The sequence below is a fragment of the Bacillus sp. cl95 genome (assembly GCF_900115925.1).
Taxonomy (GTDB): Bacteria; Bacillota; Bacilli; order Bacillales; family Cytobacillaceae; genus Neobacillus_A.
In genome coordinates, this window is record NZ_FOYF01000003.1 from 313,473 (window position 1) to 335,156 (window position 21,684).

Below are 21,684 nucleotides of genomic sequence, written 5' to 3' on the forward strand. Positions count from 1 at the left end.
AGTTTCATAGTAAATAATAATTTTCCAGGTCAGGGAAGTGAACACGTACTTCAGTAAATTCTCCATACTCGGAGGTAATCGAAATCTTATGTCCCAACTTTTCTGCCATTTTATTCGACAGGTACAATCCCATTCCGGTTGCACCGCGTGTTAAACGTCCATTCTTTCCAGTAAACCCCTTTTCAAACACTCTCGGCAAGTCTGTAGAAGATATTCCTATCCCATTATCCCAAATGCTTATGTACTTGTTCTCCGGACATAATGAAATCTTGATTGTTCCGTTTTGGTCTGTGTATTTTATGGAATTCAATAATATCTGCTTTATTACATAGCTAAGTGCTTTCTGATCACTTAATACTTTCATTTTCTTGGCATCAAAGACGAGAGTGATTTTTTTGGAAATGAATAGGTTTGATTCTGCCTTCAGTAGGTCCTTAATGATTTTTGGTACTGAAATTTCCTGTATCAAATAATCTTTATTAAATTCGCTTAAACGAGAAAAATACAAGGCTTGATCGACATATGACTCAATGCGATTGATCTCTTCAAGCAAGGAGGTAGGTTGCCCATTCGTTTCAATAATCAACTTTGAAACAGCCAACGGATTTTTTATTTCATGAAACCAAGTAGTCATATATTCAAGTTGTTCTTTTTGTTCCTCTTGAAAAAATAAAATTCTTTCTTTTAGGACATCTTGTTGCTCCATCATGCAATGAAAGTAAACTCTTTGTTCGTTCGTTTCATAAGTCATATTTTCAGAGAACTTTTTGAGCTGATTTCTCTTTACATTAAAAGAAATCATTAAGTAGAGCAGGAAAATAAGTGTACAACCTATAAAGAGGTATGCAATATTTGAATCTTCGAGAACGAAGTATGGATCAGAAAATATGGTTGTACCCACAAAAATCATCATAAAAACAAACATGGCAATGAGCCTTTTTTGATCAGATACATATGCTTTGAATGTCATGAAATCATATACCCCTGTCGTTTTTTCGTGGTAATGGGATCAATTGAACCACTATCAGTTATTTTGCGGCGAAGTCGAGCAATGTTAACGGTAAGGGTATTGTCATCGATGAAGTTTTCATCCTGCCACAAAGCTTGCATGATTTCCTCCCTGGATACAATCTGACCCTGCTTTTTAAACAATATGTACAAAATTTGAAATTCATTTTTCGTTAAATTTATTTCTCCTGAGTCGAAAGAAAGGGTGCTGCGATCCAAGTTCAGCACAAAACTATTGCAAACGAGAGTGTCTTTTTCAGTAGATCTATAAGAATATTGCCTTCTTAACAATGCATTTACCTTCGCCATTAATACTTCCAGGGAAAACGGTTTTTGAATGTAGTCATCTCCACCCATATTCATGGCCAAGACGATATCCATATTTTCCGATCGTGATGAGATAAAAACAATCGGCACGTTTGATTGCTGACGAATTTTTTGGCACCAGTAAAATCCATCATAGAAGGGCAGATTGATATCCAGTAAAACGATGTGGGGATTGATAACCGTAAACTCTTCAGCAATCCTCTCATAGTTTTGAGTGATATGAGGGTTAAATCCCCATTTGCTCAAATGATCAAACAAAATGCTACTGATTTTAGGATCATCTTCAACAATCATTATTTTGTACATGATTTCACAACACTTTACTTTAAAATATTTAACAACATTTTACTATATTTTAATATATTTGTAAGTTTATGTTTGTTTATTTATCATAGAAATGTAGAGAAGTGAAGGGAGTGGAAAAGATAATGAACAAGATACATATATTCGGAATCCCCAGTTCAGCGGGAGCTTTATTTAAAGGCACTGAGTGGTCACCTTATGCAATTAGAGAAGCAGGTCTTATGGATAGACTCGTTGAAGCAGGGTGGAAAGTGGAAGACTTCGGAAACATTGTTTCCAGCGATGAGATGCTACGCCACAATGTTGGGCCTGTAAGGAATTGGCCTTCACCTAGAATGATCTGGGAAGCGACCGTAAATCAAACAGAAACCTTATTTTCAAACGATGCTTTTACAATGATTTTAGGCGGCGATTGCAGTATTGAGGTAGGTACGTTTACTGCCTTCAAAAAGACATATGGTGAAAATAGTCATTTACTCGTTGTAGACGGACATGTCGATACCGTTCATCCTCGTGGAGATGCTTGCATAGGAGCAGCAGGTATGGGGCTTTGGTTCCTAACACAAGACAAGAAAGTGTGGTGGACAGAAGAACCTACTCCACCACAATCGATTTCTATCATAGGTCCTCACACTTTAAGTGAGAACGACTGTGGAATCAATATCCTGCCATTGGCAGAATTGAAACATGAAGGAATAGTGGGAAAAATAAAAAGTCACTTGGCATCAATTCCCTCCGATAATAAAATCCTTGTCCATCTTGATGTAGATGTACTTCACGAAAGCATTATGCCTTCTGCCTATTCGCCGAGCCAAACGGGCCTTAATCGTAATGAAGCATTGGAACTGTTCAACAACATCTTCAGTGACCCACGTGTGAAGGGAATAGAAGTAACGGAATTTTCGGCGCAAAAGGACGATAACGGTGAAAGCGCAAAAATGATTGTAGATTTGCTTTCACTCGTTAAAATGAATCAAGCTTAAGAAGGGAGTTGTTTATATGCTCCAAGGAGAAAAAGTTTCTCTTCGATTTCTTGAAAAAGAAGATTTAAGAACCGTTTGGGAGTTTATTTACGGTCAAGAAAATCCTGAATGGAAAAAATGGGATGCACCTTATTTTCCTTTAAAGTATATGGATTTTGAGACTTACGAAACGGAAATGCTCAATAAAATCAAGCATCATATTGAACCCCGCATGGTTATTATTGCTGATGGACATATTATCGGTATCGTTTCATATTACTGGGAGCACGAGCCTTCACAATGGCTTGAGGTTGGAATAGTGATATATGAACCTGAGTATTGGAGTGGCGGGTATGGTACGGAAGCACTAAAATTGTGGATAGATCATCTCTTTGAGGTTATGCCTATCCATCGTATTGGACTTACAACTTGGTCAGGCAATCATCGCATGATGAAGGCTGCTGAAAAGCTCGGAATGATTCTTGAAGGTAGAATGCGAAAATGCAGGCAATATAATGGAGAATACTATGATTCTATCAAAATGGGAGTTTTGAAGGAAGAGTGGTTCCAGGATTAAAAAAGAAACAGCGCACACCTTCATAGGGGTGCGCTGTTTCAATATCATGCTACTTTACCGTTTTACGAGCAGTCTCCGAAATTAGATCAGCTAGGATAACTAATAAAAGATAACAAGTAAGAATTAACGTGATTTCGCTATAATGGAAAAAGCTCATGCTAAGTTTAAACTGTAATCCAAGACCACCCGCACCTACGAAACCGACCACAATGGTCGTTCTCATAATCACTTCCCAACGATATAGGAGATAAGTCAGAAACTTTGGCATAACGGCTGGGATCACACCGTAAAAAAGTTGTTGCCACTTCGACGCTCCCGAGGAAGCAAGATTTCGAATCGGACGAGCATCAATGTTTTCAATGGTTTCAGCCCAAAGCTTACCTAAAATCCCAATATTATGGAGAGCAAGAGCGATAGCACCGGGCAATAATCCTGGTTTTAAGATAAAGACAATCAGAAGTGCCCATACTAACTCTGGTACTGCTCTTGAAAAAACGTACGAAATTCGAATCAGCACATAGATTGGCCAGTTATACCACCGCTTCGAAGAGGTAAGAGATCCATCAGCAACATTTCTTGACGCAGGAATGACCGTAACGATGGAGAAGAGGGCAGCGATACCTATTGCCATAATACTCATGATAAGCGTATCAAATGTTAGATTAAGAGCCATCTCCCAGCTTTCCCGGTTTGTAAATGCTGGATTTTCCTCGTTTAACCCTAACAATCCAGTAAAAAACTTCTGGGCAAATTGCAAGTTGCGGTCTGTAAACAATCCACTGAGATTTGCCGATTCGTACACGTAAATATACCACCATGATAAAGTCATGATTATCACAGAGAACCAAACCGAAATTCTGCCAATCCTCATATGTATTTTTTGTTCCATTAAACCCTTTCTAATCAACAGACTCCATAGATCCACTAAAAGGACGAGGAGAATCAAAAAGAAAACAAAAGTCCAAACTTCATTATACTTCAGATCAGCCAGCGATAATTGGATTTGATAGCCTAAACCGCCCAAACCGACAAAACTCATAATCGCAGAAGAGCGGATGGCGCATTCGAATCTATACATCGTATAACTAATCATATCTGCTCTTACGAGGGGGATATAGCCATAGAACAAGCATTGCAGCCTTGAAGCTCCTGCATTCTTAAGTGCTAAAATCGGCGCAGTTGGAACATCGTTTAACATGTCTGCGAAAACTCTTCCTAGAATGCCTCCGTATGGGATGGCTAAAGCAAAGATAGCAGCAAAAGGGGAAAGACCGATGGCTGCAACAAATAACCATGCCCAAACAAGTTCATGAATGGCTCTTGTAAAACCTAAGATTCCTCTGAAAAATATCCTTGAAGAGTAGTTGGCTACCTTACCTGAAAACAATACACCTGACGCAAGTACACCAGCAATAAAAGCATATACAATGGCAAAAGTCATACCTGCTGCGGCATAGGCGAGTGTTATCCAAGATGATTCAAATGCTATTGCGATAATGTCCTTTTCAAGGTTAGGATGAAAAAATCCTTCCACAATTTCACCTATCATCATACTGCCACCAGGATGAATCAGGTTCGAATTCCATCTTACAAAAAGCAGGCTCCAAACAAACACTAAGAACAGCATCAACGTCAGGATAGAGCGTTTATGCAAATTAAAAACTTTCCCGACCCTGCCCATCTAAACAGTCTCCTTTAATAGATAGAGCTGTTTCAAATGCGAATCATTGACATCGGAAGAAGGGAGGTCGAATAAAATTTTACCATCCCGTAAGGCAATGATTCTTGTAAAATACTTCTTGGCATACTCAACTGAATGAAGACTTGCAACGAGCGTCTGCTGTTCTTCTTGCGCAAGTTTCGTTAGTAACTTTAGTACATCCTCAGCCCTTGCAGGATCAAGTGACGCTACAGGTTCATCTGCTAAGACAATTTCTGGTCCTTGTACAATTAATCTAGCTAAGGCAACCCTTTGCTGCTCTCCACCTGAAAGATTAGTGGTTTGCTCAAATAACTTGTCACCAAGTCCGACTCGTTCCAAGGCATCATGCGCTATTTTCTTATCTTGTGGAACGAGGAGAGAGAAGACTGATTTGAAAAATCCCCAATCAGAAAGTCGGCCGGCTAAGACATTATGAATGACCGCTAGCTGTCCAACGAGGTCAAACTGTTGCCGTATCACGCCAACCTTTTTAGCGAACTCTTTACCGCTACGATATTCTTTTATCTGTTTCCCATCTATTTTCAAACTGCCAGTGTCCAGGTCAACAAGACCAGCTAGAGAATTCAATAGAGTCGTTTTTCCGGCTCCACTCGGTCCGATCAAGGCAACCATTTCTCCCTTTTTAAGGGTAAAAGAAAGGGAAGATAGTGCTATCTTCCGCTCAAAGTGTTTTGTTATTTGTTTTACATCAATCATAGAGTCTGAAGACATGAATTTTAGCTCCTACTTAATGATCTCTAATTCTTTAGCGACCTTTTCAATTGCTTTATAGTTCTCATTTTTTGTTTCAATGAATTTGTCTGTTTGGAAGAAATCAAGAATTTCCTTTTGTTCACTATCCATTTCTAATAGAGCTTTTTTGACACTGGATTTAGTATCTTTGTCTATTTTATTAATCATCCAGTGATAATCATAATAAGCAGGTGTTGTATAAAATACATCTACTTTTGAAGTATCTACTTTCTTTTCGGCAACGGCCGCTTCCCAAACTGCTTCATTTAAGGCACCCGCTTGGAATGCACCTGACTCTACCAGTTTATAAGTAGTATCGTGTGAACCTGAGAAATTCGGCTGACCTTCGAAGTCTTTTTTGGGATCGATTCCTTTTTCATTCAAAAAGAAACGCGGCATCAAATGGCCTGATGTAGAGCTTTCACTTCCAAACGTGAAAGTTTTACCTTTTAAATCTTCCAACTCTGTAATTCCAGAATCCTTAGCCGCGATGAAAACTGAATGAAATTCTGCATCCCGTGGTCTCTGAGCAATTGCTTCTGCTTCAGGAACAAGATTGTGCGCTTGCACGCCTGTCAATCCACCAAACCACGCCAAATGAATCTCACCTCGTTCAAATGCAGTTACAAGAGCCGCATAATCAACAGATGGAACAAATTCGACTTTCATTCCTGTTTCCTTAGCAAGATACTCAGCCACTTTATCCATGCTTCGATTAAGATCAGCTGCGTTTTGATCAGGTATCGCTCCTATTTTCAAAACTTCCTGCTTTGTTTCTTTATTTTTAACTTCCTCTTTTTGTGAACAGGCTGTCATCGAAATAAGGAATAATGCCATAAGTATGCCGATAATCCATTTTTTCATCATTATTGCCTCCAAATATGTATTTTTACAAATATATTTCACCGAATAAAAATGAAATACACGCATTTAGTAATTCTTTCATAAAAGCCATAACTTTTGCAAGCAACAACCCACAGAAAATATCCCCCTACAGCATACTGAAGGGGGATGGGGAAACAAATCTTACATTTACATTCATACTAAATGGATATGGATTCTTTTAGAAACATCAGTCGTGATGTACCTTTTTACCGTTGTAAAATTTCGCTCCCATTTGAACTGGATTCTCCTTTGCTGAAACATGTAGTGTTTTCAACCTAAAGACTGCAGTTTTACTTCCTAATGAGGACCTGTATTTATCCACATGTGAGCTTGCCAAAGGTTGGTTATAATAGCCAGGAACATATTTATCCAACATTTTTTGCATAATGACTGTCGCTGTAACCAAGTCTGAAATATACTCAATCTCTCCGAATAGCATTACACTCATGTAAGCTGTATCTGTTTTAGCCGGAACGGGATTGGTCATTGTCCCCATATCTTCACTTACAGTAAAACATGCGCTAGGATTGTCACGAATGATATCCACCTTACGTCCTTCCGATGCACCATGAATGAAGATATCCCCCATGTAATAAACGAAATTAAGCGGAATTACGTATGGAGATCCTTCATCAGATAAGCCTAAATAACCCGTTTTCATACTTGCTAAGAATGTTTCAATCTTCGTTTGATCGTTTACTTCCAATTTAGATTGTCTAATCTGATTCTTCACTATATATCCCCCTAAGTATTCATGTTAAAATCATCTTAAAATACATTTGGACTCACCAAAAGTGACAGTTTTCACATTTTAATTGGGGTCAGTTGGAGGATCAATGGACATCATACCACTTATTGATAGACAGCATTCTTTGCCGATTTACAATCAACTATATCTTTATTTTCGGAATCAGATCGAATTAGGAAACCTTGGGGCTGGAGGCAAATTACCATCAATCAGGCAGCTTGCCACAAGCTTAAACATCAGCAGAAACACAGTTGAAATTGCTTATCAGCAACTATTAGCAGAGGGATATATTGAAAGCAAACCAAAGAGTGGATTCATTGTCACTGATTTGGAGGGCCACGATTTAAAACCGAAGAAAATCAAAACAGAGGTGAAAATAGTAAAGGAAAACTTGAGTAGTGAGATGATTGACTTTCAATATGGCGACATTGATCTTGATAAGTTCCCGCATAAACAGTGGAAGAAGTGTGTAAATGAAGTGCTCACCGACTACAAACAATCCACTTTTTCATACGGTAATAAAAAGGGACACGAAGGGTTACGGATGGAGATAGCTGATTACCTTTTCAGATCACGTGGCGTTCAATGTTCACATGAAGACATTATCCTATGTGCAGGAACTCAATCATCGATGACGATGATTGGTCAATTACTAGATTTAAGAGGAAAGAGAATCGCTTTTGAGAATCCAGGCTATGATGGGGTTAGAAATATCTTTCAAAACTTCGGGAGTGACATATATCCGGTCAGTTTAGATGATGACGGAATAAACATGGAAGTACTTGAGAAGAGCGACGCAAAAGTTTGTTATGTTACGCCATCACATCAATTTCCGCTTGGCATGATTCTTCCGATAACGAAACGTATGCGATTATTACAATGGGCTTTAGAGACCGACAGTTATATCATTGAAGATGATTACGATTCTGAATTCCGCTACCAAGGACAGCCGGTACCGTCACTAAAATCGCTAGACACAAATTCACGCGTTATCTATGCAGGGACGTTTTCCAAAGCATTTCTCCCTGCAGCACGCATGAGTTATGTCGTCTTGCCATCAGAACTAACAAAGAAACACGAACAATATTTATCCCACCATAACCAAGCAGTTTCACCAATCATACAAGAAGCCATCTTTCATTTTATGCAAAAAGGATACTTTGATAGACACATCCGGAAGATGCGTAAGGTTTATCACGATAAACATGATATTCTCATCAAGAGCATACATAAATATTTTGACAGTAATGTCAAAGTAATTGGACAAAAGGCTGGACTCCATCTATTACTCGAATTCCCTCATTTGAATTATAAGGAATTCTCAAAACAAGCACGGAGGAAAAACGTCATCATCTATAACACAGATAAATTTTGGATGAAAACTGAAACGAACAATATGATCATGCTTGGTTTCGGTGGTTTAAGTTTAGAGGAGATCGAGTCGGGAATTAAAGCTCTGGCTCAGTCATGGAATGACCTTCAGTACAAAAATAATTAGCTCTGTTAAATGTGCCTGTATATTTTCGCTCCAGGCACTTTGCTTGCCGCGGGACATTGAATGGCTTCCTTGAATGAACCCACGCACGAAGAAAATGCGATAGCACAAGGAATTCTCCCCTGAATTTACATCGCACGATATTATGCGATAGCATAATGGCGGATTTTCGAGGAGTCTTCGTGTCATCCACTCCAGTTAACATTGTTTAATAATCAACCTTAAACTTTAACAGAGCCAAATATAAACCTAGTTGTGACTCTTTTTTGAAAAAAATTTTAAAAACCTTTCGACACTAACAAGGGAAATGGTCGCTTTCCTAGACAGGTTTATCCACGCTTCTTCACATAACACTCCTAAACCCTGTAAACAGTAGGGAATAGGAGTGTTTTTCGTCATAATTTGTAGGAATTTATGTTGTTTCAATCAGATGATTTATTGGTATAAATGAATTAAAGAAACAACCTAAACATATACACTTCATGAAAAGACGATAAACATCATTTTGAATGTAATTTCAATTAAAAGCGACAAATAACAGACCAAAAAGAGGAGTGAAAAATATGAAAATTCGAGTTGGAAGCTGGCAGGCATTAACATTACAAGACAAAATCTTCATTCTAAAAGCTATCAGTGACCGTTCTAAGTACAAAAAAAGCGCATGATGGAAGAAAAACACAACGCAATCAAGGGAGAAAATACTCGGCAGATGATGAAACTTATAACTTATAAAACGTGAGGTCAGATATGCGATGCCTAATAATGGCAACGTTATTATCTGACCTATTTTATTTCATTTTTAAAATCCTTACACTTTTCATCGATAATAATCATTCACATGTTTACGATTGGACATTCTAATAATAGAATGGGTTCTAAAAAAAGAATGTCCTCTATGTATGTACAACTCTAAAAAATATGTTACATTATTTATTAAGGAAAGCCATTACAAGGCTATTTTTACCAACTTAAAGTGTCCGCACTGAAAAAACAATTGTTTTCGTTACGTTTACATTTACGATGTTCAAGGAGGATGGATTTATGTCTAGCATGGGGTTAGAGAAATTTTTGACAGATAATCTTAACGATTTAAAAGAAAAAGGTCTATATAACGTGATTGACCCACTACAAAGTGCAAACGGACCAATCATTAAGGTAAAAGGAAGAGAACTTATTAACTTGTCCTCAAACAATTATTTGGGATTGGCAACTGATGACCGTTTAAAGAAAGCAGCAAATCAAGCGATTGAGAAGTTTGGAGTTGGTGCTGGTGCAGTCCGAACCATTAACGGAACACTTGAACTTCATACAAAACTTGAAGAAAAACTGGCAGAATTTAAACACACAGAAGCTGCCATCGCTTATCAGTCAGGTTTTAACTGCAACATGGCTGCCATTTCTGCTGTTATGGACAAAAACGATGCCATTCTTTCGGATGAACTTAACCACGCTTCCATAATAGATGGTTGCCGTTTATCAAGAGCAAAGATTATTCGTTTTAACCACTCAGATATGGAAGACTTAAGAGCAAAAGCGAAGGAAGCAAAAGAATCTGGACAATACAATAAAATCATGGTCATCACTGACGGCGTTTTCTCAATGGATGGTGATATTGCATTGCTTCCTGAAATAGTCGCTATTGCAGAAGAATTCGACTTAATCACTTATGTCGATGACGCACATGGTTCAGGTGTATTGGGTGATGGTGCCGGAACAGTTAAGCACTTCGGTCTTTCTGATAAAATCGATTTCCAAATTGGTACTCTATCAAAAGCCATTGGCGTTGTTGGAGGGTATGTTGCAGGGAAGAAGAACCTGATTGACTGGCTGAAAGTCCGCAGTCGTCCATTCTTATTTTCTACATCATTAACACCTGCAGATGTTGCTGCTAGTATTGCATCCATCGAAATTTTGATGGAAAGCACAGAACTTAACAAACGCCTTTGGGAAAATGGTGATTACCTGAAGAAAGGTCTAAAGCAATTAGGCTTTAATATTGGTAACAGTGAAACGCCAATTACACCATGTATCATTGGCGATGAAAAACTGACGCAACAATTCAGTACTCGTTTGAACGAGGAAGGCGTTTATGCAAAATCGATCGTTTTTCCAACTGTTCCAAGTGGTACAGGACGCGTAAGAAACATGCCTACTGCAGCACATACAAAAGAAATGCTTGATCAAGCAATTGCAATATATGAGAAAGTCGGTAAAGATTTAGGAATTATCAATTAAAAGACGTATTGTTTTTGGAGGAATCGGAACATGAAGAAAATTATGATAACTGGCGCACTTGGCCAAATTGGGTCAGAACTTACCCTAAAATTAAGAGAAATTTACGGAACAGATAACGTTGTTGCAACAGATATTCGCCAAAATGAGAGTGAAGCAGCCCAAAACGGTCCATTTGAAATCGTAGATGTAACAGATATGAAGACAATGGTGGAAATCGCTAAAAAGCACCAGGTGGATACTGTGATGCACCTCGCTGCACTCTTATCTGCTACAGCTGAAAAGAACCCAATTTTTGCTTGGAATCTTAATATGGGTGGATTGATGAATGCACTAGAAACCGCGAGAGAAGTCAATGCTCAATTCTTTACACCAAGCTCAATCGGTGCTTTCGGTCCTTCCACACCAAAGGATCAGACTCCACAGGACACGATTCAACGTCCAACAACGATGTATGGAGTTAATAAGGTAGCAGGTGAATTGTTATCTGATTACTACTTCCACAAATTTGGATTAGATACGAGAGGACTACGCTTTCCGGGCTTAATTTCTTATGTAACTCCTCCTGGTGGTGGTACGACAGATTATGCAGTAGAAATTTATTATGAAGCGATCAAAAATGGTAAATACACCTCTTACATTGATAAAGGAACTTACATGGATATGATGTACATGCCAGACGCTCTAAATGCCATCGTTGACCTTATGGAAGCTGACGCTTCTAAGTTAGTGCACCGAAATTCCTTTAACGTAACGGCAATGAGTTTCGATCCAGAAGAAATTGCAGCATCAATCAGCCAGCATATTCCTGGTTTTGAAATAAACTATGCAGTTGATCCTATTCGTCAGGCGATTGCAGATAGCTGGCCAAATTCAATCGACGCAACAGCTGCAAAAGAGGAATGGGGTTTCAAAGCAGAATATGACCTTGCAAAAATGACAGCAGATATGCTTGAGAAACTAAAACAAAATTAATATTTCAATAAAGTACCCGCTGTTTGCGGGTCTTTTTATTTTGGCGCGATGTTGCTAATTGAACGTAGTTTAGGTACATTTTGTGAAACTGGCCAGAAATCTCGGAAAATTGGGTACAAATGAAAAAAATTAAATTAAAAACCTAAGTATTTGTACAAAAATCCTTTCAAATTGTACATATTAAAGACTATGGTGAGTCCAGAGCCAGGTTTTTGAATCAATATTTTGAAAATCATTCTTTTTTATAATAAAATGGAATAAATATCTTTTTAAGTTGGGGGAAATAGCATGAAGCAATATGAAGTAACTGTTGAATTTTGTATGATGTGAAACTACGCACCAAAAGCCGCGAGTCTCGCGGAAGAATTGTTTACACATTTTAACCGAAATATCCCTAAACTAAATCTTATTCCAGGCTCTGGTGGGATTTTTGAGGTTTCGGTAAATGGAAAATTAATTTACTCGAAAAAAGATACAGGGATATTCCCACAGACAGAAGAAATAATTGAGTTGATTGAAGCAAATTAATCAGAAGGCTGTTTCCAATAGGGACAGCTTTTTAAAGTTACAATAAGATTATTATGTAAACTAAACAACAAAAAGAAGTAAAGCGAAATTCAAGGAAGAGTGATAAAACAGTCCTTTCCTAAGCCTAACTCCTTTTTGCTAATAGACACTTCTAATACTCCTTCTCTAAAAGCAGCCTCAACTTTTTTAGTTATAATGAGGAAAGGAAACTCTACAGTTCGATTTCTCACTTGGCTTTTTTTATAGGAAGTTAACGAAAGCTTTGCTGCTGTGATAATAAGCTTTTGCTTTTCTATATAAACGGACACTTCCGATGAATGATAATCACTTAAAAGGGCCTCAACAATAAGATGCGTGTCAGTTTCAAAAAGATCAATCCGGAATTGCGAATGATCAAGGTACGTGGTCAAAGGATCCAAAAAGAAATTTTCCAACCATTTTTCCATACTTTTTTGGTCAATGAACGCTTCTTCGCTGTTCGATGACATAATGATAACCCCCTTGCTTGGTTTATTTTATTCATTTCATGAAAAATTGTGAAAGTGCTATAATGATGTTGTATTTTGAAAGAGAAGAGGTAATCCAATGAAAGAATGGCTTCGCTCCATACCGCCTGTACATGAATTCCAAAAAGACTCACGTTTTTTAACATATACAAGTAATAACCAGCTTGATAACATAATCGCGACTGAGAAGTTGAAACAGACACTTACGGAGGTAAGGGAACTTATCTTGGAAAACTGTTGGGACGGATCACTGCCCGGAACTGAAGAATTCCTAATCGATATTTTTACGTTATTAGAGTCAAAAACGAGTAATGAACACACCTACACACTTAAACCTGTCATCAATGCCACAGGGACGATTTTACATACGAATCTTGGGAGAGCAAGATTGAGCAATAATGCCATGAAACATGTAATTGAAACGGCACAGTCATACTCTAACCTGGAATATGAGATAGCTGAAGGAAAAAGGGGATCAAGACACAGCCATATTGAGGCCATCCTAAAGCAGTTAACCGGTGCTGAATCCGCAATGGTAGTCAACAATAATGCTGCTGCCGTTTACTTAATCCTCAATGCTCTCGCCAAAGAAAAAGAAGTTATTGTTTCACGTGGTCAGCTCGTGGAAATTGGCGGTTCATTCCGAATCTCATCTATTATGGAAGAGAGCGGTGCTAAAATGGTGGAAGTTGGTACAACAAATAAGACTCATTTGTATGATTATGAGAACGCCATTTCTCCTGAAACAGCCATGATCATGAAGGTGCACACAAGTAATTTCAAAACCATCGGATTTACAAAAACAGTCGAGACAGAAGAAATAGCAAGTTTAGCAAATCAGCATGGTTTAATTTTTTATGAAGATTTAGGAAGTGGAGCTCTTTACGATTTCCGCAAACACGGTATTGGGGATGAGCCGGTCGTTAAGGAGATACTTGATGCTGGTGCTGACATCATTTCATTTAGTGGAGACAAATTGCTTGGAGGTCCTCAAGCAGGAATAATTGCGGGGAAAAAGAAATGGATTGACCGCTTAAAGAAACATCAGCTTGCTCGCGTTTTGCGTGTTGATAAGATGACCTTGGCTGCATTAGAAGGAACATTGCTTGATTATCTTAAAGGAGAGAAGGGACTTAGACAGATTCCAACACTCCGAGACCTTCTAACTGATAAGAATGAAATGAAAGAAAGAACAGAGTACTTTATACAGAGACTAAGGGATATTAATCCACTGATTGATGCAAGGATTGATGTGAGCTACAGTCAAGTTGGTGGAGGGACAATGCCCGAAGTGGAGTTGGAAACATTCATTGCAGCGTTAAAGCATAAAGGACTTACCGCTGAACAAATGGCAATGAAATTAAGGAAAGGGCAGAAAACATCCATTGTAGGACGAATACAAAAGGATGAATTACTGCTCGATTTAAGGACTGTTACAGATGAAGAAGAAATCATCATTCTCGAGGCTCTCCAAGACTTATCGTAGGCATCGAGCGATTTACAGCATATTTGAGAAGAGCCATGCAAAAATGCATGGCTCTATGTTTTCATCTTTATAATCTCAACGTTATTTTATCAAGTTACTACACTAAACAAAGATTAAGCTCTTTTTACATATCGTGATGCGAATTGTGCTTCTGGCGGGAATGGTTTCTATTTTTCACTTTATGAGAACCACTCAATGGCTGAGGTTGTCCTGATTCATTACCCTTAGGAGCATTTTTGCGCATATCTTTACTGTCGTTTTTGTTCATTTTTTCATCCCTCCTGACTGTTAGGATGCGATTTCAAATTCATTTTTATGCTGAATATTTTTTATAAAATAGCGTAATTTAACTGTACATGGATTCAGGAAGGATGTGAAAACATGCCATACAACAAAAACAAGCAACAAGCATTCCAAGCCGCACAACAAGGGTTGGAGGATGCTCAAGAGCTTTATTTTGAAATTGTGAAAGATAGCGGTGCATATGGTCATCAATTGAAGCATCTTAAACAAGAAGTAAATGAGGCTTATGCTCAAATTGAAAATGCCTTAGAAGTTGCTTCTGAGCATCAACGAGCACAACTTCAACAATTCCAACAGGATCTTCAAAACATGGTGACAGAAGTCAACCAAGTTGAATAGATGCATCATTTATACCAAGACAAAAAAGCAAACCCGGATAGATAAAACCGGGTTTGCTTTATGACGATCATTCTTCAATTATTGGTTTTTCTTGCGCTTTTTGTTGTTTTGTTTTTGAAGCTCAGATAGCTCAGAAGAGAACTCCTGATTAAATCCTACACCTTGTCCCTGTGCGTTTGCAGCATTCGCTCCATCTATTGCATGATTCGCTTTTTTCTTCGCCATTTGTCGTCACCCCCTCGTGTGTCTTATATTCCATCTTTTTCAAGATAATTATTCAATTATTGGTTTACTAAGATAATTTTATGGTTAAATATCAATGGATATGCCTTTTTAGAATATCTAATCATATAAGGGTATTACTCCTATACATAGTGGATAACTGTAATAACATAAGTGAAACTTATCAAAGACAATAACTTTCTTGTTATTTACTTATGTAGCAGATTATATTAAGATTGGAATTGTAAGAAAAGTTGAGATGGATGGGAATATTCACACTTTTCGACATACAAGTTTTTTTGTATGGTTTATGACGAAATTGGGGGTACAAGAAAATGGCAAAAACCGATTTATTTAATGCAAAGAGTTCATTTGACCTGAACGGTAAACGCTATCATTACTATCGCTTAAGCGCTTTAGAAGAAGCGGGTGCAGGCAAAGTATCAAACCTGCCTTATTCCATTAAAGTATTGCTTGAATCTGTTCTTCGTCAAATGGACGGTCGTGTTATCACGAAAGAACATGTTGAAAACTTAGCAAAATGGGGAACGTCTGAAGTAAAGGAAGTAGACGTACCATTCAAACCTTCTCGTGTTATCCTACAAGACTTTACAGGAGTACCAGCAGTAGTTGACCTTGCTTCATTAAGAAAAGCAATGGCAGATATGGGTGGAGATCCTGATAAAATCAATCCTGAAAAAACAGTTGACCTTGTAATTGACCACTCCGTACAGGTTGATAAATACGGAACACCTGATTCATTAGATGTAAACATGCAACTTGAATTTGAACGTAATACAGAACGCTATCAGTTCTTGAGCTGGGCTCAAAAAGCATTCAATAACTACCGTGCAGTTCCGCCAGCTACAGGAATCGTGCATCAGGTTAACCTTGAATTCTTAGCTGACGTTGTTCACGCTGAACCAACTGCAGACGGTGGATTTGAAGTTTATCCAGATACTTTAGTAGGTACTGACTCTCATACAACGATGATCAATGGTATTGGTGTCCTTGGATGGGGTGTAGGTGGTATTGAAGCAGAAGCAGGAATGCTTGGACAGCCATCATACTTCCCAGTTCCTGAAGTAGTAGGGGTAAAGCTAACTGGTGCACTACCAAACGGTTCAACTGCAACTGACCTTGCTCTTAAAGTAACTCAAGTACTTAGAAGCAAAGGCGTTGTAGGCAAGTTTGTTGAATTCTACGGCCCTGGTGTTTCTAGCCTTCCACTTGCTGACCGTGCAACAGTAGCTAACATGGCTCCTGAATACGGTGCAACTTGCGGATTCTTCCCAGTTGATTCCGAATCACTTGAATACCTTCGTTTAACAGGACGTGAAGAAGAACATATCCAAGTTGTTGAAAAATACAGCAAAGAAAACGGGTTATTCTTCGATCCTTCTATTGAACCAACTTATACTGCAGTTGTTGAAATCGATCTTTCAGTCATCGAAGCAAATCTTTCAGGTCCTAAGCGTCCACAAGATTTAATTCCACTTTCTGATATGAAGAAATCGTTCAACGATGCTCTTACAGCACCACAAGGTAACCAAGGTTTTGGTTTAACTGCTAAAGAAATCGACAAAGAAGTAACAGTTTCTTTCCATAACGGCGACCAAACTGTTATGAAGACTGGTGCAGTTGCAATTGCTGCGATTACAAGCTGTACAAACACATCAAACCCTTATGTACTAGTTGGAGCAGGACTTGTTGCTAAGAAAGCTGTAGAACTTGGAATGGAAGTTCCTAAGTTTGTTAAGACTTCTTTAGCACCTGGTTCAAAAGTAGTTACGGGATACCTTCGTGATTCTGGCCTACTTCCATTCCTAGAGCAACTAGGCTTCAACTTGGTTGGTTATGGATGTACGACATGTATCGGTAACTCCGGTCCATTAAGAGAAGAAATTGAAAAATCAGTAGCAGAAGGTGACTTACTCGTAACTTCTGTATTATCTGGTAACCGTAACTTTGAAGGACGTATCCATCCGCTAGTTAAAGCTAACTACTTAGCATCTCCACCTTTAGTAGTTGCATACGCATTAGCTGGTACGGTAAACATCGACCTTCAAAATGACGCTATCGGTAAAGATAAGAATGGTAACGATGTATTCTTCAAGGACATCTGGCCATCAACTGCTGAAGTAAATGAAGTGGTTAAGCAAACGGTAACGCCTGAATTATTCCGCAGAGAATATGAGCATGTGTTCTCCGATAACGAGCGTTGGAATGAAATCCAAACTGGCAATGACCCACTTTATACTTTTGATGAAGATTCAACTTACATTGCAAACCCGCCTTTCTTCGAAGGTTTACAACCAAACCCTGATGAAGTTAAGCCGCTTTCTGGTTTACGTGTAGTTGCTAAATTTGGTGATTCTGTAACAACTGACCACATCTCACCAGCAGGAGCAATCGGCAAAGATACTCCAGCAGGCAAATACTTACGTGAAAAAGGCGTTGAGCCACGTGATTTCAACTCTTATGGATCACGCCGTGGTAATCACGAAGTAATGATGCGTGGAACGTTTGCAAATATCCGTATTCGTAACCAAGTTGCTCCAGGTACCGAGGGTGGTTACACTACATTCTGGCCAACTGGTGAAGTTACATCAATCTATGATGCTTGCATGAAGTACAAAGATCAAGGTACTGGATTAATCGTATTTGCAGGAAAAGACTACGGAATGGGTTCATCCCGTGACTGGGCTGCAAAAGGAACAAACCTACTAGGTATTAAGACTGTTATCGCTGAAAGCTTTGAGCGTATCCACCGTTCAAACCTTGTATTAATGGGTGTGTTACCATTACAATTCAAGGATGGAGAAAGTGCTGATACTCTTGGATTGACTGGTAAGGAAACAATCGATGTTCAAATTGATGAGACTGTAAGACCGCGTGACATGGTTAAAGTTACTGCAACTGCAGAAGACGGAAAAGTAACCGAGTTTGAAGTACTTGTTCGTTTTGACTCTGAAGTTGAAATCGACTACTACCGTCACGGTGGAATTCTTCCAATGGTTCTTCGTGAAAAACTTAAAGCATAATCTATTTAAGAGTACTCCTTGGCACATCGCCAAGGAGTTTTTCAATATATATTGACAATTTTTCCAATAAATCCTAAACTAATGATTAACTGAAATGGAAGGACTGAGTAAAAGGGAATGAAGTACTAATCTTATTTTTCTAGGTTAATTCGAATATTTTAAAATTTCGAACCTGAAGAATAGGATAAGTCTGCCCTTTTTTAGAAAACATCAAATCGTTGCGTAATGGCAAAGCTTTTTTTCGTTCATTTTCTGCGACGAAACGATTTTTCTTTTTGTCTTCCCAAAGGCTGCTTGTTCACCTCTACAGGTTCTGTAGGAGGTTTTTTTATGTTTAATAGGGATAATATCTCGCCTTACATTAAGTTACATGAAGTAAGCTTAAGCTTTGCTGAAAAGAAAATACTGGACAAAATAAATCTAGAAATTTATCCTGGCGAAAAGATTGGTCTTGTCGGATACAATGGAGCTGGTAAAACGACGTTAGCTAAACTTATATTCGGTTCGATAGATGCTGAGAATGGATCTTTTATGAAAAAGAACCCCTGTAAAATTGGTTATCTCATGCAGTCCACGGATATCGTCCTTCAATCTGAAAATATCTTGCAGGATAAACAGAATTTCTCATATATGACGAGCCAACTTGGTTTATTAAAAACACACCAATGGAATGAAGAAAAATTAAAAAATCTCAGTGGTGGAGAAAAACTAAAACTTTCCCTTGCTGATTTGTGGTCTTCTACACCTGATTTGCTCATACTTGATGAACCGACCAATCATCTGGATATGAAAGGTATGGAATGGTTGATTCATGAAATTAAAGCCTTCTCTGGATCTGTGCTAATGATTTCGCACGATCGCCACTTTTTGGACCAAACCTCTTCAAAGATTATCGAAATCGAAAACGGCAAACTCATCGAATATCAAGGAAACTATAGTGAATATAAAATCGAAAAACAAAAGAATTATGAAGCACAATTACACCAATATGAAGTGCAACAGCACAAAAAAATGCAAATTGAAAACCAAATGGATAGACTCAAACGATGGTCAATTTCAGCACACATACAATCTACCAAACAGGGGTCTGCATCAGAAAGACGCCAAATCGGCTATAAAGAATTTCATCGGGTAAAGGCAAAAAAAATGGATAAACAAATAAAATCGAAAATGAAACGATTGCAGCAGGAACTGGATAAACGGAAGATTGAAAAACCGAAGGAAGACAAAGCGGTTGCTTTTGAATTCTCAACACAAGGTAAAAGAGGGAAAAGAATTGTCGAAGCTAAGGGGATTACTAAAGCATTTGGAAGCAAGACCTTATTTGTTGAAAGTCATTTTTATATCAAACAAGGCGATCGAGTTGCATTAATAGGAGAAAACGGTTGTGGAAAATCCACTTTATTGGGAATTATCTTGCAACAACAAGAACTTTCACGAGGTGAGATGTGGGTAAGTGAATCACTCAAAGTCGCCTATTTGAGTCAAGACGTACTAGATTTGCCCGAGAACCTAACTCCGATTGATTCATTATCTCTGACAAAAATTGAAGATATACAAAAAGCACGCACAATGTTAGCCCATATGGGGATAGACTCTAATAAGCTTCAAAAGAAGATTTCTCAACTTAGTCTCGGAGAGCGCACGAAGGTAAAACTCGTTGAATTATTACTGAAAGATTATGATGTATTAATTTTGGATGAACCAACAAATCATCTCGACTTACCCAGCCGTGAACAACTAGAATCCACGCTTTGCGAATATGAAGGTACTCTCATCATCGTATCTCACGACCATTATTTTATCGATAAGGTTTGTAATCAGTTACTGACATTTGAGGATGGTAAGATATACAGAGTAGAATCAGGGCTGTCAGAATGGAAAGAAAACAAAATGAAAAGAAATGTACACAGTGAAAGTGAAAAGAAGGAAAGAATGATGATCATTGAAAACAAACTTTCTGCCATACTAGGTGAGCTTTCACTGATCGATCAAAACGACGAGCGATATGCTGCTCTTGATCAAGAATTTAAAAAACTGCTTGAAGACAAGAAAAGCATTGGGTAATGGAAGAGCCATCTTATTTAGATGGCTCATTTTCTTCTAGAGATTCGATACTTGCGTGAGGTAGGCTTCGAGTAACTGTCGTTCTCTTTCAGCAGAAATCCCTGCCTTCCAGTCATTTTCGGTAAGATTTCTTTTACATTGCCAGTGATAGATTTCCTTAATTGTTTCATTAAGTGATCTAAAATGGAGTCCTGTTTCCAAAGCTTTGGAAATGTTTATAGAAAAGGTACCTTTCCAGGGTTCATCCTCCCCAGTTGTCAAAGCAAAGAGCTCAGGTACCCATAATGGCATTTCAGTCCATGGAGCAACACCATGATCCATTAAGAATTTTTCATCAGCCCATACAAATTCAGCGTCACTGCCTGTAACGGACTTAATACTTTGAAGAAACTCCTGCATGGTTACAGGATGATCTGGACCGGTTACATTAAAGCTGCCTACGATTTGTTTTTCCATGGCATTTAGAATCCATAATGCCATATCTCTATTGTCTATGTACTGAATGGGACGGTGAGGATTACCTGGAGCTAACACGGTTCCACCTTTAGCAACACGATGTATCCAATAAGGGAATCTATCCGTATAATCATTTTTACCAACGAGCTGTCCAGCCCTAACCTTTAGCACCCGTCCCGGCATACTCTTTTCTGCTTCTTGTTCACAAAGGGCCTTGAACGCTCCATAATATTCATAAAATTGACCTGTTGAGTCCTTGGTTAGTTCATCCGCCTGGTCGCTAGACATTGTTTGAAGTGGGTAATCTTCATCCAATCCGACCGGAATCCAATCACGATAAACAGAAATACTGGAAATAAACGTATAATGCTTCACATTGTTTTTGAGTAGCTGTGTAGATTCTCTAACAGACCTCGGTATGAACCCGCTAGTATCCAATACAGTATCCCATTTTCTATCCTTTAGAGCTGATAAATCACCATTTCGATCACCAATGAGAATTTCAACATTTTTAAGGTTTTCATTTTGATTCCCCCGATTAAAAATGCTGATTTCATGTCCACGTTTTTGAGCTTCTTCGATAAAAGCTCTTCCTAAAAATCGACTTCCACCAAGTACAAGAATTTTCATTTCCTCACTCCCAACATTTCTTATTCTTTATCATCGTATCAAATTATCGAATAATTATGATAATAAAAAGATTCCAACTCTTTTTAAGCCATTTAAATTGCATAGGAAGCGAAATTAATATACCTTATAACGTATG

20 protein-coding genes are annotated in these 21,684 nt (G+C 38.3%); 10 read left to right on the plus strand and 10 right to left on the minus strand.

Going from position 1 to position 21,684, the window contains the following annotated elements; all coding sequences use genetic code 11:
* Positions 1–4 precede the first annotated feature (4 nt).
* Positions 5–970 (minus strand): sensor histidine kinase, encoded by a 966-nt coding sequence (locus tag BMZ31_RS10555; protein WP_090831705.1) that lies wholly within the window; start codon positions 968–970, stop codon positions 5–7.
* The gene (locus BMZ31_RS10560; protein WP_090831706.1) at positions 967–1,641 is read right to left on the minus strand and encodes a response regulator transcription factor; all 675 of its coding nucleotides are present in this window, start codon (positions 1,639–1,641) and stop codon (positions 967–969) included. Before BMZ31_RS10560 ends, BMZ31_RS10555 begins: the two co-directional genes overlap by 4 nt.
* 122 nt (positions 1,642–1,763) lie before the next feature.
* On the opposite strand from BMZ31_RS10560, the gene BMZ31_RS10565 reads away from it, so the two are divergent.
* Positions 1,764–2,621 (plus strand): arginase family protein, encoded by an 858-nt coding sequence (locus BMZ31_RS10565; RefSeq protein WP_090831707.1) that lies wholly within the window; start codon positions 1,764–1,766, stop codon positions 2,619–2,621.
* A gap of 16 nt (positions 2,622–2,637) precedes the next feature.
* Positions 2,638–3,177 carry a GNAT family N-acetyltransferase gene (locus BMZ31_RS10570; RefSeq protein WP_090831708.1) on the plus strand — a complete coding sequence of 180 codons (540 nt, stop codon included), beginning with the start codon at positions 2,638–2,640 and terminating at the stop codon, positions 3,175–3,177.
* Positions 3,178–3,226: 49 nt separating this feature from the next.
* Here the strand turns inward: BMZ31_RS10570 and BMZ31_RS10575 are convergent, their stop codons facing one another.
* The 4 genes from BMZ31_RS10575 to BMZ31_RS10590 form a co-directional block, all read right to left on the minus strand.
* Positions 3,227–4,858, minus strand: a complete 1,632-nt coding sequence (locus BMZ31_RS10575; RefSeq protein WP_090831709.1) for a PhnE/PtxC family ABC transporter permease — start codon at positions 4,856–4,858, stop codon at positions 3,227–3,229.
* Complete coding sequence (locus BMZ31_RS10580; RefSeq protein WP_090831710.1) at positions 4,859–5,611, minus strand: phosphonate ABC transporter ATP-binding protein; 753 nt, start codon at positions 5,609–5,611, stop codon at positions 4,859–4,861.
* A 12-nt stretch (positions 5,612–5,623) separates the two neighbouring features.
* On the minus strand, positions 5,624–6,499 hold the full coding sequence (locus BMZ31_RS10585) for a putative selenate ABC transporter substrate-binding protein (protein WP_254778738.1): 876 nt from the start codon (positions 6,497–6,499) through the stop codon (positions 5,624–5,626).
* Positions 6,500–6,704: 205 nt separating this feature from the next.
* On the minus strand, positions 6,705–7,250 hold the full coding sequence (locus BMZ31_RS10590) for a pyridoxamine 5'-phosphate oxidase family protein (protein WP_090831712.1): 546 nt from the start codon (positions 7,248–7,250) through the stop codon (positions 6,705–6,707).
* Between the two features lie 103 nt (positions 7,251–7,353).
* Here BMZ31_RS10590 and BMZ31_RS10595 point away from each other — a divergent pair, with 103 nt between their 5' ends.
* The 4 genes from BMZ31_RS10595 (at position 7,354) to BMZ31_RS20915 (ending at position 12,495) form a co-directional block, all read left to right on the plus strand.
* Entirely contained in the window at positions 7,354–8,763 is a 1,410-nt protein-coding gene (locus BMZ31_RS10595) for a MocR-like pyridoxine biosynthesis transcription factor PdxR (RefSeq protein WP_090831713.1), read from the plus strand.
* Positions 8,764–9,801: 1,038 nt separating this feature from the next.
* Entirely contained in the window at positions 9,802–10,995 is a 1,194-nt protein-coding gene (locus BMZ31_RS10600) for a glycine C-acetyltransferase (protein WP_090831714.1), read from the plus strand.
* 30 nt (positions 10,996–11,025) lie between these two features.
* On the plus strand, positions 11,026–11,967 hold the full coding sequence (locus tag BMZ31_RS10605) for an L-threonine 3-dehydrogenase (RefSeq protein WP_090831715.1): 942 nt from the start codon (positions 11,026–11,028) through the stop codon (positions 11,965–11,967).
* Positions 11,968–12,255: 288 nt separating this feature from the next.
* Positions 12,256–12,495 carry a SelT/SelW/SelH family (seleno)protein gene (locus tag BMZ31_RS20915; protein ID WP_368086641.1) on the plus strand — a complete coding sequence of 80 codons (240 nt, stop codon included), beginning with the start codon at positions 12,256–12,258 and terminating at the stop codon, positions 12,493–12,495.
* A gap of 89 nt (positions 12,496–12,584) precedes the next feature.
* On the opposite strand, the gene BMZ31_RS10615 is transcribed toward BMZ31_RS20915, so the two are convergent.
* Positions 12,585–12,983: an Hsp20/alpha crystallin family protein gene (locus BMZ31_RS10615; RefSeq protein ID WP_090831717.1), complete on the minus strand. Its 399-nt coding sequence runs from the start codon at positions 12,981–12,983 to the stop codon at positions 12,585–12,587.
* 97 nt (positions 12,984–13,080) lie between these two features.
* Here BMZ31_RS10615 and selA point away from each other — a divergent pair, with 97 nt between their 5' ends.
* On the plus strand, positions 13,081–14,487 hold the full coding sequence (gene selA, locus BMZ31_RS10620; protein ID WP_090831718.1) for an L-seryl-tRNA(Sec) selenium transferase: 1,407 nt from the start codon (positions 13,081–13,083) through the stop codon (positions 14,485–14,487).
* A gap of 124 nt (positions 14,488–14,611) precedes the next feature.
* Here selA and BMZ31_RS10625 read toward each other — a convergent pair whose 3' ends face one another.
* Entirely contained in the window at positions 14,612–14,755 is a 144-nt protein-coding gene (locus BMZ31_RS10625; RefSeq protein ID WP_090831719.1) for a small acid-soluble spore protein P, read from the minus strand.
* A 113-nt stretch (positions 14,756–14,868) separates the two neighbouring features.
* On the opposite strand from BMZ31_RS10625, the gene BMZ31_RS10630 reads away from it, so the two are divergent.
* Positions 14,869–15,129, plus strand: a complete 261-nt coding sequence (locus tag BMZ31_RS10630) for a hypothetical protein (RefSeq protein WP_090831720.1) — start codon at positions 14,869–14,871, stop codon at positions 15,127–15,129.
* Positions 15,130–15,207: 78 nt separating this feature from the next.
* Here BMZ31_RS10630 and sspO read toward each other — a convergent pair whose 3' ends face one another.
* Positions 15,208–15,354: a small acid-soluble spore protein O gene (gene sspO / locus BMZ31_RS10635; protein WP_090831721.1), complete on the minus strand. Its 147-nt coding sequence runs from the start codon at positions 15,352–15,354 to the stop codon at positions 15,208–15,210.
* Positions 15,355–15,686: 332 nt separating this feature from the next.
* Here sspO and acnA point away from each other — a divergent pair, with 332 nt between their 5' ends.
* Together acnA and abc-f are read left to right on the plus strand one after the other, a co-directional pair.
* Complete coding sequence (gene acnA / locus BMZ31_RS10640; protein WP_090831722.1) at positions 15,687–18,395, plus strand: aconitate hydratase AcnA; 2,709 nt, start codon at positions 15,687–15,689, stop codon at positions 18,393–18,395.
* A gap of 330 nt (positions 18,396–18,725) precedes the next feature.
* Positions 18,726–20,462, plus strand: coding sequence for a ribosomal protection-like ABC-F family protein (abc-f, locus tag BMZ31_RS10645; RefSeq protein ID WP_254778740.1), 1,737 nt, complete (start codon positions 18,726–18,728; stop codon positions 20,460–20,462).
* Positions 20,463–20,498: 36 nt separating this feature from the next.
* On the opposite strand, the gene BMZ31_RS10650 is transcribed toward abc-f, so the two are convergent.
* Complete coding sequence (locus BMZ31_RS10650; protein ID WP_090831723.1) at positions 20,499–21,548, minus strand: NAD-dependent epimerase/dehydratase family protein; 1,050 nt, start codon at positions 21,546–21,548, stop codon at positions 20,499–20,501.
* Between the last annotated feature and the right edge of the window lie 136 nt (positions 21,549–21,684).

Coding starts and splice junctions, on each gene's coding strand:
- BMZ31_RS10585 (WP_254778738.1), bottom strand. CDS start 6,499: ATGATGAAAAAATGGATTATCGGCATACTTATGGCATTATTCCTTATT.
- selA (WP_090831718.1), top strand. CDS start 13,081: ATGAAAGAATGGCTTCGCTCCATACCGCCTGTACATGAATTCCAAAAA.
- BMZ31_RS10630 (WP_090831720.1), top strand. CDS start 14,869: ATGCCATACAACAAAAACAAGCAACAAGCATTCCAAGCCGCACAACAA.
- BMZ31_RS10605 (WP_090831715.1), top strand. CDS start 11,026: ATGAAGAAAATTATGATAACTGGCGCACTTGGCCAAATTGGGTCAGAA.
- BMZ31_RS10555 (WP_090831705.1), bottom strand. CDS start 970: ATGACATTCAAAGCATATGTATCTGATCAAAAAAGGCTCATTGCCATG.
- BMZ31_RS10575 (WP_090831709.1), bottom strand. CDS start 4,858: ATGGGCAGGGTCGGGAAAGTTTTTAATTTGCATAAACGCTCTATCCTG.
- abc-f (WP_254778740.1), top strand. CDS start 18,726: ATGTTTAATAGGGATAATATCTCGCCTTACATTAAGTTACATGAAGTA.
- BMZ31_RS10650 (WP_090831723.1), bottom strand. CDS start 21,548: ATGAAAATTCTTGTACTTGGTGGAAGTCGATTTTTAGGAAGAGCTTTT.
- BMZ31_RS10580 (WP_090831710.1), bottom strand. CDS start 5,611: ATGTCTTCAGACTCTATGATTGATGTAAAACAAATAACAAAACACTTT.
- BMZ31_RS10600 (WP_090831714.1), top strand. CDS start 9,802: ATGTCTAGCATGGGGTTAGAGAAATTTTTGACAGATAATCTTAACGAT.
- BMZ31_RS10565 (WP_090831707.1), top strand. CDS start 1,764: ATGAACAAGATACATATATTCGGAATCCCCAGTTCAGCGGGAGCTTTA.
- acnA (WP_090831722.1), top strand. CDS start 15,687: ATGGCAAAAACCGATTTATTTAATGCAAAGAGTTCATTTGACCTGAAC.
- sspO (WP_090831721.1), bottom strand. CDS start 15,354: ATGGCGAAGAAAAAAGCGAATCATGCAATAGATGGAGCGAATGCTGCA.
- BMZ31_RS10625 (WP_090831719.1), bottom strand. CDS start 14,755: ATGAACAAAAACGACAGTAAAGATATGCGCAAAAATGCTCCTAAGGGT.
- BMZ31_RS10560 (WP_090831706.1), bottom strand. CDS start 1,641: ATGTACAAAATAATGATTGTTGAAGATGATCCTAAAATCAGTAGCATT.
- BMZ31_RS10570 (WP_090831708.1), top strand. CDS start 2,638: ATGCTCCAAGGAGAAAAAGTTTCTCTTCGATTTCTTGAAAAAGAAGAT.
- BMZ31_RS10595 (WP_090831713.1), top strand. CDS start 7,354: ATGGACATCATACCACTTATTGATAGACAGCATTCTTTGCCGATTTAC.
- BMZ31_RS10615 (WP_090831717.1), bottom strand. CDS start 12,983: ATGTCATCGAACAGCGAAGAAGCGTTCATTGACCAAAAAAGTATGGAA.